The organism is Ruegeria sp. SCP10 (genome assembly GCF_040329495.1).
Taxonomy (GTDB): domain Bacteria; phylum Pseudomonadota; class Alphaproteobacteria; order Rhodobacterales; family Rhodobacteraceae; genus Ruegeria.
The window spans coordinates 17,521-28,734 of the sequence record NZ_JBDZYF010000016.1; the positions used below are offsets into that span (position 1 = coordinate 17,521).

The 11,214-nt window shown below is 57.9% G+C and carries 14 protein-coding genes; 5 read left to right on the plus strand and 9 right to left on the minus strand.

What is annotated here, in order from left to right:
• Positions 1–68: 68 nt before the first annotated feature.
• From ABLN87_RS20775 to ABLN87_RS20810, 8 genes are all read right to left on the minus strand, one after another.
• Entirely contained in the window at positions 69–1,082 is a 1,014-nt protein-coding gene (locus tag ABLN87_RS20775) for an Ldh family oxidoreductase (protein ID WP_353013886.1), read from the minus strand.
• A 91-nt stretch (positions 1,083–1,173) separates the two neighbouring features.
• Complete coding sequence (locus ABLN87_RS20780) at positions 1,174–1,389, minus strand: hypothetical protein (RefSeq protein WP_170534685.1); 216 nt, start codon at positions 1,387–1,389, stop codon at positions 1,174–1,176.
• A 105-nt stretch (positions 1,390–1,494) separates the two neighbouring features.
• Complete coding sequence (locus ABLN87_RS20785) at positions 1,495–2,319, minus strand: energy transducer TonB (RefSeq protein ID WP_353013888.1); 825 nt, start codon at positions 2,317–2,319, stop codon at positions 1,495–1,497.
• Positions 2,316–2,708, minus strand: a complete 393-nt coding sequence (locus ABLN87_RS20790; RefSeq protein ID WP_417750414.1) for an ExbD/TolR family protein — start codon at positions 2,706–2,708, stop codon at positions 2,316–2,318. The genes ABLN87_RS20785 and ABLN87_RS20790 overlap by 4 nt, the downstream gene beginning before the upstream one ends.
• A complete protein-coding gene (locus tag ABLN87_RS20795) occupies positions 2,708–3,037 on the minus strand; it encodes a biopolymer transporter ExbD (protein WP_417750412.1) in 330 nt (109 codons plus the stop codon). Before ABLN87_RS20795 ends, ABLN87_RS20790 begins: the two co-directional genes overlap by 1 nt.
• A 31-nt stretch (positions 3,038–3,068) precedes the next feature.
• Positions 3,069–3,734 carry a MotA/TolQ/ExbB proton channel family protein gene (locus tag ABLN87_RS20800; protein ID WP_353013894.1) on the minus strand — a complete coding sequence of 222 codons (666 nt, stop codon included), beginning with the start codon at positions 3,732–3,734 and terminating at the stop codon, positions 3,069–3,071.
• Positions 3,735–3,738: 4 nt separating this feature from the next.
• Positions 3,739–4,179, minus strand: a complete 441-nt coding sequence (locus ABLN87_RS20805; protein ID WP_353013895.1) for a hypothetical protein — start codon at positions 4,177–4,179, stop codon at positions 3,739–3,741.
• A 28-nt stretch (positions 4,180–4,207) separates the two neighbouring features.
• Positions 4,208–6,220 carry a TonB-dependent receptor domain-containing protein gene (locus ABLN87_RS20810; RefSeq protein ID WP_353013897.1) on the minus strand — a complete coding sequence of 671 codons (2,013 nt, stop codon included), beginning with the start codon at positions 6,218–6,220 and terminating at the stop codon, positions 4,208–4,210.
• A gap of 237 nt (positions 6,221–6,457) precedes the next feature.
• On the opposite strand from ABLN87_RS20810, the gene ABLN87_RS20815 reads away from it, so the two are divergent.
• Genes ABLN87_RS20815 through ABLN87_RS20830 form a run of 4 tightly spaced genes read left to right on the plus strand, consistent with a single transcriptional unit; the run spans position 6,458 to position 10,217 of the window.
• Positions 6,458–7,513, plus strand: coding sequence for a hemin-degrading factor (locus ABLN87_RS20815; protein ID WP_353013899.1), 1,056 nt, complete (start codon positions 6,458–6,460; stop codon positions 7,511–7,513).
• Complete coding sequence (locus ABLN87_RS20820) at positions 7,510–8,361, plus strand: heme/hemin ABC transporter substrate-binding protein (protein ID WP_353013901.1); 852 nt, start codon at positions 7,510–7,512, stop codon at positions 8,359–8,361. The genes ABLN87_RS20815 and ABLN87_RS20820 overlap by 4 nt, the downstream gene beginning before the upstream one ends.
• Positions 8,358–9,434, plus strand: coding sequence for a FecCD family ABC transporter permease (locus ABLN87_RS20825; RefSeq protein WP_353013903.1), 1,077 nt, complete (start codon positions 8,358–8,360; stop codon positions 9,432–9,434). Before ABLN87_RS20820 ends, ABLN87_RS20825 begins: the two co-directional genes overlap by 4 nt.
• 3 nt (positions 9,435–9,437) lie before the next feature.
• On the plus strand, positions 9,438–10,217 hold the full coding sequence (locus ABLN87_RS20830; protein WP_353013904.1) for a heme ABC transporter ATP-binding protein: 780 nt from the start codon (positions 9,438–9,440) through the stop codon (positions 10,215–10,217).
• A 1-nt stretch (position 10,218) separates the two neighbouring features.
• Here the strand turns inward: ABLN87_RS20830 and ABLN87_RS20835 are convergent, their stop codons facing one another.
• The gene (locus ABLN87_RS20835; RefSeq protein WP_353013906.1) at positions 10,219–10,827 is read right to left on the minus strand and encodes a LysR substrate-binding domain-containing protein; all 609 of its coding nucleotides are present in this window, start codon (positions 10,825–10,827) and stop codon (positions 10,219–10,221) included.
• An 11-nt stretch (positions 10,828–10,838) separates the two neighbouring features.
• Between ABLN87_RS20835 and ABLN87_RS20840 the strand changes: the two genes are divergently transcribed.
• Complete coding sequence (locus ABLN87_RS20840) at positions 10,839–11,144, plus strand: hypothetical protein (RefSeq protein ID WP_353013907.1); 306 nt, start codon at positions 10,839–10,841, stop codon at positions 11,142–11,144.
• The last annotated feature ends 70 nt before the right edge of the window (positions 11,145–11,214 follow it).

Here is an 11,214-nt window from a genome sequence, read left to right on the forward strand (position 1 = left end):
TTTTCGGCCAAGCGTGTCATTTGTGAAGATCGGAAGGCCTAAGGCGGACCAGACGGGAAACGCGCGGCTTAACTCAGGGCTGCGATTTGATCCAAAACCGCGTGGCTGACCGTGATCCCCTTGGCCTCGGCTTCGGCCCGGTTCTTCAGCCGTCCATCACCGGGGACGCGGGCGTCGCCATTGCCTTCGATCTCGGCGCAGATTCGAGTGATGTAGTCGGCGAAGGCGTCATTGCCAAAGCGGGCAGGGTCCAGGGCAATCAGCGTCGCCCCGCCTTTGATGTTCAGCGCGCCATGTGCTTCACGTTCAGCATTGTCGACGGATAGGGTGCCGCCAGCCAAAGCCGCGCCCAGAACCTCGACCAAAAGGGCTATTCCCGCACCTTTGTGGCCGCCAAACGGCAACAGGCTGCGGGTTTCCAGAATGGCGTCCGGATCTGCCGTCGGGGTCCCATCGCGATCCAGCCCAGCAGGTTGCCGCAAATTGTGCCCTTCGGCGGCGGCCATCTTGATGTCCATAAACGCGACGGCGGACGAGGCCTGATCCCACACCACGGGCGCGGCCCCGTCGCGCGGGCAGGCAAAGGACATCGGGTTGGTGCCAAAGACCGGGCGCACACCGCCTTGTGGTACCACAAGTGACAGTGAGTTGATAACGGCGATGGCGACCAGCCCGGCCTCGGCCAAGGGTTCGGTGTCAAACCGCAACGCACCCAGATGGTGACAATTGGCACAGGTGAAGGTGGCGATGCCGTTTTCACGGGTCATGTCGATCAGTTCGTCGCGCGCCGCATGGGCGGCGATCTGGTAATAGCCATTATCCGCATCCCCGCGCAGAACGCCGGGGGCAATGCGGCGAATAACCGGGTTGGCCGTGGGGTTGGCGTAGCCGGAGGTGAAGCTTTGCGCATAAATCGGCAGATTTCGTAAACCGTGGCTGCGCGGCCCATCCCGTTCCGACCGCATGATGATATCGGCCAGAATGTTGCTTCCGACCTCATCCACCCCCACCCCTTGCAGTGTCGATTTTGCAAGCAACTGCACATCGGTCAAAGAGAGGGTTTGCATGGACGGGTCTGTCACGGGCATGTCCTTTTGGTCTGTTGCGCAAAGTGATCAGGCCCCATCTATTGAGGTATCGATCGGCCTTGCACTTGATTGATCTGGTGAAGGTTTATGCCCGTGGTTTCCGGCTGAGCAACCCGTATTTCACAGCCCATGATCGAAATGACCGACGTTTGCGCTTGTCTTTCTTCAGGGCTTGCTTCGACTGGGTTCCACCTTTGCGATTGAACTCGTAGACATCGATAACACGCTCGGCGCAGCCGCAGGCCTCACCCATGCCAACCTTGGCGAAATAGAACTTTTCGAACCGTTCTGGTTTGTGCATGTCGATCCCCTTGCTGAACCGATTGAACACTTTTTGGTGGGCGCATGCAAAGCTTCAATATCAAGCCGTTGGAAAAGTGTTCGGGCTTTCGGACACCTTGCCCCGCTATTTTCCCTTGATCTCCAAGGTGTATTGGCGTCGTGCCGAAGGTGGCGGGACTGGGAACGGGGCAGCGGCGCGGATCTGAGCCAATGCGACTTGATCGAGCCTTTTTGACCCCGAACTGCGCTTGATCTGGGCCGATTGCAGCGCGCCGTTGTCTGCAATGCGGAAGGTGATCAGGACCGATCCTTTGATGTTCACGCTTTTGCGTCGCGCCTGGAGGATTCTGCGCTTGACCTGACCGGCGTAGTTGCTGGCCTCGGCATTGCCCTGGGCTGATGCGGTTCGCGTTGCGCTTTGCGCTGTAGCTGCGCCCTTTGCCGTCTTGCCCGTCGTAGCGCCTTTGTTTTGATCCTGGTCGGCGTTCCCAGCCTTTGCCGGGGTTTTGGGTGCTTTCTTCTTCTCGGGTTCAGGTTTCTGAACGGGGGGCGTTTCCGGCTCTGTTGCTGGCTCTGCCACGGGTTTCTTGGCCTCGGGCTTTTCAAGCGGTCGTGATGTTTGTGTCGCTGTGGCACTGAGTGCGGCCTGCATGGTCGGAACCGTCTGCGCCACGGATGGTGCTGCGCTTGCTGTCGCCTGCGTCTCAGGTTCCGCTTTCTGGGCCTGTTGATCCGGCTCGACCGGCTCTTGCTGAGCCTCTGCCGATTCCGACGCGACGGTTCCGGCGACAAAATCCTTGAAGGAGGATCCAAGCGCGGCTGTTTCAACAGAGCCACCGCCTTCTACTAACACCGGCTCGTCCGTGCGAAAATCATACAGCGCGACGCTGTGGGTGGCAGCGGCCAACAGGATTGCGAGCGCCGCAATTGCGCGCGATCTGGGGATCATTGCAAACCCCGCTCGGTCACGACATAGATTTTCGTGGCTCCCAAGGCGCGCAGGGCATCGCTGACCTCTTTCAACCGGATTGCAGGGACCGATCTGTCGGGCACAAGGCGCACGTCATCGAGCGGAAAGTCGATTGAGGCGCGTTCAACATAGGCCTCGGCATCTGTCAGTTCAGCCCCGCGATATTCAAGCACACCATCAGCGCGAATGACCAGAGCATCCGGCGCCTCTCGGCCCTCAAGATCCTGCGTTTCAACCAACTGAACCGAGCCGCTTAGCGGCGGAGCGAGCGTTCCCGCGATCATGAAGAAAACCAGCATCAGAAATACTACGTTGATCAGGGCAATCGTCGGCTCTCGCATCTGCTTGGCCTTGGGTTTCTGCTGCATCATCCGATGACCTGCGTGCGTAGCTGCGCAACAGGGCGCAGCGCTGTTAGAAGATCAATCAATTGCTGCGCGGTCGCATCCTGACTGAGGCTGATCAGGGCAAGCTGCTCGAGATCGCCGTCAAAAAGTGCAGCAACCGTGTCCAACGGAACCTCGGTTCCATCGACTAGAATACGATCCCCTTCCAGTTTCACAAATCGCATCGGCATGTCCGCAACCGGTCCGCCAGCCGAGGCGGTTGCGAACTCAATCTCTCCGAATTTTGAGAAGGTTGAGGTGAGCATGAAGAACAGCAACAGCAGGAAGATGACGTCGATCAGGGATGTCATCGACAGGCGTCTGCGCCGTCTTCTGCGGGTCTCAAGCGACATGCGCGGCGGTGACCTCGGGCAGAGTTCTGGTGTGTTCGACGGCTGCATGGCCGGGGGCAAAGACCGTGCGCAAGGCCTGATTGGCAAAAATGCGTTCACGGGTCATCCGCGCTTCGAACCAGGTGAGCACAAGTGAGGTTGGCATGGCGACCGCAAGCCCCGCTGCGGTGGTCAGCAAGGCCACCCAGATTCCGCCCGCCAAAAGCGCAGGATCAATAGCATTACCCGCACCTTGCAACGTTTGGAACGCCTCGATCATGCCTAGGACAGTGCCGAATAGGCCCAGAAGTGGCGCGAGCTGCGCAACCATATCCAGCACGTTCAAACCCCGTTCAAGCTCGGCAAACCGGGCCTCGGCATCGGCATCAACGCGGTCCGACAAAGCAGTTCCCGTACCGCTGAGCGACATGGCAATTACCGGGGCCAGATAGCTGCGGCTTTTATCCAGATGCGCCAACGCTTTGGCACGATCCTGACGATCCCAGGCCTGAATGGCGCGGGACAGCTCGATATGCCTGCCCACCCCGGCGGCCCGATATTGCCACAGCTTGTAAAGGATCAGCGACAGCGTCGCGATTGATGTGACGATCAGGATCGCCACCACCGGCCCACCGAGCGCGAGGATTCCCATCAGGTTTTGCAAGATCGCATCCATTTGCCTATCCAATCATCTCGGTTTCGAGGCGGCTTTTTAGTGTCAAGCCCGACATACAGGCGTCTGGCATATCTCCCTGATGGGTGCAGTCCTGCGCCCCGTTGATCAGAACTCGGCTGATCTGGTTGCAGGCCATTCCGGCAAACTGAAACTGACGCACGCGCGGGCGACCGGCCGGCAGGTCTTCGAAATCCAGTAGGGTCAGCAAGGCAACCTTTCCGTCGGCGCCGAACAGCACAGTCTCGTAGATCGCGCCGTCGATATCTATGTCGTAGGAGTTTTCGACCAGAAAGCTGACCATGCAGCTTTGGTCCTTGTCTTCGGCCGAGCTAAGCTCGATTGAAATGCCTTTGGGCTTTTCCGGCTCTTCAGCGCTGGCAATCCCTGCCCCCAGAATTGGGAGCAGGGTCAGCAGGACCAGCCGAGCATTTCTATATGATGCCATTTTCATGATGGTCCTTTCGTGTGTCAGATCAGAAGGTTTTGGCGACGGTGAACTTGAAGTTCCGGCCGGGTGCGCGGCGCGACGAGAGGCTGCCCTGGTAATCTTTGTCCAGGATGTTTTCGATCCCGGCATAGAATTCGAAACCTTTGAAAGCCCCTTCTTGCGGGAAGTAGCTGGCGCGGAGTGTGTTCACGCCGAAACCACCCAAAGGATCGCCCGACGAGTCGAACCCGGAACGGGATCCAAGGATTTCCCAGCTGACGTCGAGTGTTTCACCAAAGCGCTGGCCGACGGTTAGGCGCGCCGTGTCGGCGGGTTCGTTGCGCCAACGGGTTTCGACGCCGGCATCCGACTCGGTCGCGTGGACGATGTTGGTGTTGAAATCCATGTAGAAACCGCCTGCACTTGCATAAGAGGCTTCGATTTCCACGCCGCGTGCTTTGACATTGTCCACGTTTCGGTAGGATGTGATGTCCCACAGGGTGGTGTCATAGGCATTCACCTTGGCGCGCACGACATCGCCTGTGGCAAAGACATCGCCCGCACTATAGGAAAAACCCGCTTCCCATGTCCGCGCCTTTTCGGACTGATTCATCAAGGCCACGGTGCCGAGATCGTCAATAATGGGCAGGTTTTCCGTGTAAGCCCCGCTGCCAAAAATCGCAAAGCCATTGCTGAACTCGTAGCGCGCAGACAGGCCACCCATCAGCGCATCGTTGTCGTAGCTTGCGTTCAGCGGTGGTGTCGCATCTGAATCGCCCGAGATATCTTGTTTCTCGTAGCGTATGGCCGGGGTGAGGGTCAGGCTGTCACCTATGTTGATGTCATCAACCGCAAAGATCGCGAAACGACGATCTGTCCCGCCGGGGGCAGCATCGCCGCCATCCAAGCGATCGCGATCGATAAACTCGACCCCGGCGCGCAGATCATGCGAGGCGATACCGGTTTGGAAATAGGCCGTGTTTTTGATTGTGAGTTTTGTCGTCTCGTACCGCTGTTCAGCCTCGGCCAGATCCAGTAGCCTGGGGAAGAATGGCGATCCTTCCAGAGGAGATGAGCCTGAGATGTAGGTATTGTCGATCTTCTGGTCGGAGTAACTGAGGTTCACGTCCAGATCGACCAGATCATTTCCAGCCGGTTGGTATTGATACCGCAGTATGGCAACCCGGTTTTCAATCCGTCGATCCACATTGCCAAAAGAGTCTGCCGTGACGCTGAACGAGTCGTAAGGCACGTCTTTCTCGTCCGAGGTCGAGTTGTTCCAGGACGCCGTGATCGAGTGTTCCAGATTGTCGCCAAAACTGTACTTACCTTTGATTAGATAGGACGGCAGCGTGAATTCACTATTGCCGATAGTATCGCCGTTTCCATCTTCCTGATCGTCCTGATCCCGATAGGTGTAGCTCAACAGGAATTCGGTTTGTTCATTGGGTTGCCAGGCCAGGATCGACGACGAGACAAAACCATTTCCGTTCGTAGACGCCTCGAGCAGTTGGCGGAGTTTGACGCCGGGAATGCCGCCTGTGAAGTCGGACGCATCCTTGGTTTCCAGCTGAACCACACCGCCGACAACGCCCGAGCCGAACTCGAACGATCCAACGGTACCGCGGATCACGGATACGCTTTTGTAAAGCTGTGGATCGGTGAATAACTGGTTGCCGATCCGATACAGCTCTTCCGCGCCGGTGGTGGCGCCGTCGACCAGGATCAGAACCTTCTGATCGGTGCCAAAGGTGCCATTGGCCCCGAAGCCGCGGATGTTGATGCCTGACCCTTGCGGGGTCGAGCCATTCACCAGCGTCACGCCGGGTACGGTATCGATCAGTTCGGCAACGGTATTGGCCTGACGGTCATTGATCTCTTCCTGATCAATATTGGTAATAGGCACCGCCGTGTCGGTCTGGATTTCCCGTTTGCTTTCGCCCAGTTCCAGCGTGCCCAAGAAACCGTCATCCTGTTCCTGCGCCCAGGCTGCGGCTGTCATCAAACTTAGGCAAGAGGCAGTGCCCAGCAGGCCTGCCATATGGATTCGCGCACGCATATCTGTCCCCCTATGCATGTGTAAGGACTGGAAATGCTTGCAAGCCGCTGGCTTTAGTCAGTCTTTTTTGGTGTCTTTCAGAATCGTCATTTGACGATGACTTGTGCTCGTTAATAAAGCTTACTAAAATAGTCAACAAATTTCGTGACTGTTTAAGCAGTTTCTGCCAGCGGGTTACTGACGGCGTCAGTGACCGGGCCAGCATCTTCAAAACCACCAAAAGATGGGAAACCGACTATGGAACAGGTGCTTATGGCCCCTCAGGATATCCGCGAGGCCTATGTCAACAAGGCGGGCAAGCGGGATCGGGACTTGGCGGAATCGCTCGGCTTGACCGAAGGACAGCTGGTTGCAGCGTTTGTGGGGCAGGGGGCGACCCGGATATCGGCCAATCTGGATGATCTGTTTGGTCAGTTGAACGGTTTGGGCGAGGTCATGGCGCTAACGCGCAACCCGTCCTGTGTCATCGAAAAGGTCGGGCAATACGACAATTACCATTCAGGCGCTCATGCCGCGATGGTTCTGACCGAAGCAATTGATCTGCGCATGTTCCCCAGCCACTGGAAACATGCTTTTGCGGTCGAGCGTGAGACCGATGCGGGAATGCGCCGCTCGATTCAGGTGTTTGATGCTGCGGGTGATGCCGTGCACAAGATATTCCTGCGCGACAGCTCTGATCTGGATCACTGGGCGCATCTGACGCGGGCGCTGGCGTCAGAGGATCAATCGCAGACCCTATCGGTTGAGCCGCGCAAAGCGACCGAGACACCCAAGGCCAACCCCGAAAAAGCTGATATCCTGCGCAGCGAATGGGCGAAGATGACGGATACGCATCAGTTCATGCGCCTGACCTCAAAGCTCAAGATGAACCGGCTGGGGGCCTATCGTATCGCAGGCGCACCTCTGACACGACCACTGCAAACCGATATTGTCGCCGGGATATTCGAACAGGTGTGCGACCAAGACCTTGAGGTGATGGTTTTTGTCGGCAACCGGGGATGTATCGAAATTCACGGTGGCCCGGTTGAAACGCTGAAACAGATGGGTCCGTGGTTCAACGTGCTTGATCCGCAGTTCAATCTACACCTGCGCACCGACCATATTGCCGAGGTTTGGGCCGTGAACAAACCGACGCAGCGTGGCCCGGCCGTATCGGTCGAGGTGTTCGATGCCAAAGGTGGGCTGATCTTCCAGATCTTCGGGCGTCGCTCGGGTGAAACCGATCACCGCCCGGCCTGGAACGCTTTGGTTGATGGGCTGCCTACTTTGTCGGAACAAGAGGTCAAGAAATGAGGATCCTCATCTCTTCTATCGCGGCGCTGATCCTGTCTGCCGGAACCACGCTGGCAGAAGACCGACGCGTTATCGCCATTGGCAGCTCGGTGACGGAAATCATCTATGCGCTGGGCCAGCAAGACAGGCTTGTAGGCCGTGATCGAACCTCAACCTATCCGAAAGCCGCGCTTGAATTGCCGGACGTGGGCTATCGCCGGGCTTTGTCGCCCGAGGGCGTGCTGTCGGTTGAGCCCGATCTGATCTTGGCGCTGGAGGGGTCCGGCCCGCCGGATGCGATCAAAGTCTTGCAAGAAGCAGGGGTGGATTATGTCACCGTAGCCGACACCTTTTCGCGTGATGGGGTTGTCGAGAAAATCCTGACCATTGGCGCCGCATTGGGTGTTGAGGCCGAGGCCGAGGCGCTGGCCGCCCAAGCGTCTAAGCAGATGGCGCTGGCGGAAAGCAATGCGCAGAACCTGGCCGGGCAGGATCGGCAACGTGTCCTGTTCATATTGAACGCACGTGATGGAGACATCACTGTTGGCGGTGCAGGCACGCAGGCGGACAGCATCATAAAGATGGCCGGTGGTATCAATGCTGCTGCCGCGGTCGAGGGGTTCAAACCCATCACGCCCGAGGCGCTTGCCGTCACCGCCCCGGATGTGATCCTGATGATGGAGCGTCAGGGAAATCATGCGGTTTCGGACGAAGACCTGTTTTCCCTGCCTGCGATCCAGTTGACACCAGCAGGGCGATCCACCTCTTTGATCAGGATGCCGGGGGCCTATCTGCTGGGCTTTGGTCCGCGCACCGCCGAGGCAATTGCAGATCTTTCGGCTGCATTGCAGGATGTGAACGGATCATGACCTTGGCTCTGGACGGCGCGCCAGCGCGCACCGAGATTCAGGATCGCCGTGTTCGCGCCAGACGTGTCACCCTGGGTTTGATAGCGGTGCTGATCGTGACCAGTGCGATCAGCGTTTCTGTCGGCGCATCCCAAGCCTCTTTGATCACGGCCGTTTCGGACTTGATCCAGGGGCGTCCCCTATCCGATCTCAACAGGGTCGTCCTGTGGGATGTGCGCCTGCCACGCCTCGCAATGGGCGTCCTGGTCGGAGCGGCCCTAGCTGTCTCCGGGGTGGTGATGCAGGGATTGTTTCGCAACCCGCTGGCGGACCCTGGTATAGTAGGTGTCAGCGCGGGGGCTGGGCTGGGTGCGATCACAGCCATTGTCTTTGGCGGCTTGCTTCCTGTCACATTGCTGGCCTGGGTCGGGGACGGGCTGATCGCACTTGCCGCGTTCCTGGGTGGTTGGGCGTCGGTATTGATCCTTTATCGTGTCTCAACCCGGCAGGGGCAGACCTCGGTCGCCACAATGCTACTGGCAGGGATCGCGCTGGCTGCATTGTTCGGAGCGGTGACCGGCGTCATGGTTTATCTGGCTGACGACCAGCAACTTAGGGACCTGACCTTTTGGGGTATGGGGTCGCTTGCCGGGGCGACCTGGGCCAAGGTTTCAACGGCAGCCCCGATCATTCTGGCATCCATCATTTGCACACAGTTCTTGGCGCGCGCATTGAATGGTCTGGCGATGGGTGAGGCGATTGCCCATCATATGGGCATCCCGGTGCAGCGCTGCAAAAACATCGCGGTTCTAACGGTTGCAGGGGCCACCGGGGCTGCGGTTGCTGTGTCGGGCGGTATTGGGTTTATCGGTATTGTTGTGCCGCATCTGTTGCGACTCAGCACCGGGCCTGATCACCACCGGCTATTGATGAACTCGGCCCTGTTGGGGGCAACGTTGCTGTTATGTGCCGACATGATCAGCCGGGTCATCGTTGCGCCGGCAGAGCTGCCCATCGGAATCGTCACAGCGATACTGGGCGCGCCGGTCTTTTTCTGGATTTTATTGCGACGCCACGGGCAGATGGGGATGTAAGCCATGATGCAGGCAAAAAACATTCGTGTCCGTCTGGGACGCAAAGAGGTTCTGCACGGCGTGGAATTTACAGCCCAAACCGGGCAGGTCACGGCAATCATCGGTCCAAACGGGTCAGGCAAATCAACCCTGCTGAAGACACTGAGCGGTGAGCTGGTGGGCACGGGAACCGTTTTGCTGAATGGCCACGACATCGCAAAGCTACGCCCTTGGGAATTGGCGGCGATGCGGGGTGTGCTGCCGCAGCAAACGACGGTGGCTTTCCCTTTTACCGTACACGAAATTGTGCGGCTTGGGCTGTCCAATGGCTTGGCCGCTGCGGAAGAGGATTTGCCATCGCAGGCCTTGGCACATGTCGATCTTGCCGGGTTTGAAAACCGATCCTATCAAAACTTGTCGGGCGGAGAGCAGCAGCGTGTCCAACTGGCCCGCGTGTTGACCCAGGTCTGGGAGGCAAGGGATCAGGATCAACCCCGTTGGTTGCTGTTAGACGAACCTGTCGCCAGCCTGGACATCGCGCATCAGTTCACCGTCCTGGGTATCGCGCGCGACTTCGCGGCGAAAGGCGGCGGCGTTGTTGTTGTAATGCACGATCTTAACCTGACGGCGCTGTTTGCCGATCTGGTCTATGTCTTGTCCGAAGGTCACATGTGGATGTCGGGCACAGTGTCTGAGGTTCTGAACACTGAAACCATGAAGCAGGTCTATGGTATCGATTTACCCATCAACACTCTACCACCAACAGATATTCCTTTCGTTTTACCGCAGGCGCTCTCCGGCTGATCTATGCCCGGTCCAGAACCGAAGATTTCAGGTGATCAATGAACAATCGCAGCGGAACCATGTTGCGGTATTCTCGGGGGAAATAGATGTAGGTGCCGGGTGTATTGCCTAAGTGATCCTGCAAGACGGGCACCAAGGTCCCTAGTGCGATTTGATCTGCACAATAGTCCCTGAAGGTGAATATCAGCCCATGGCCCTTCAACGCCAGATCGACGACTGCCGGTAGTGTATTGACGATCAACGGGCCTGTGACCTCGACTGTGTAGTCCTGAGATTGGTCAACGAATGTCCAGGGTGCGATTTGACGCGAGGTGGGAAAACGATAGCGAATACAATCATGGTTTAGCAGTTCGGCTGGTGTATTTGGAATACCGCGCCGCTCTAGATATGTCGGACTGGCCAAAACGGCGAGCGGTTCAGACTGGCTGAGCCGGACCGCGACCATGTCGGGGGCGATACGGTCTCCTAAACGGAAACCCGCATGCAGTTCTTCTGACAACAGATCGGTCAGAGCGTCGGTAAACGCCATCTCGATTTCGATGTCAGGATAGGTGCTTCGAAAGCTTTCCAATGCGTTGCTGACATAGAGCTCGTAGACGAAATCGGTCATCGCCAGGCGCAATGCACCGCGCGGGGCATGACCGACGGAGCGGGCCGTTTCGACCGCGTCCGCCAATTGATCAAACGCAGGGCCAGCGCCGCGCAGCTATCTATGGTGGCACAGATGCGGCCACGGCGCTGATTTCTGCCTGTGAGGCGACGGATGCAGCCGACACCATTCTGTTGGGTGCCAGCTCGACCGATGAGACCGCGGTGATGTATCAGGCGCCATATTATACCCGAGAAGATCGTGGCCCGATCCCCGATTACGACAACAAGTTTTCTGCCCTGGGGTCAGGACCCATTGATTTCTATCGCGCGGCATGATTCAGGGCTCAAAAACGAGCGGTGAACATGTCTGATCTTTTCTGGCTGACGGATGCGCAGATGTCGCGTC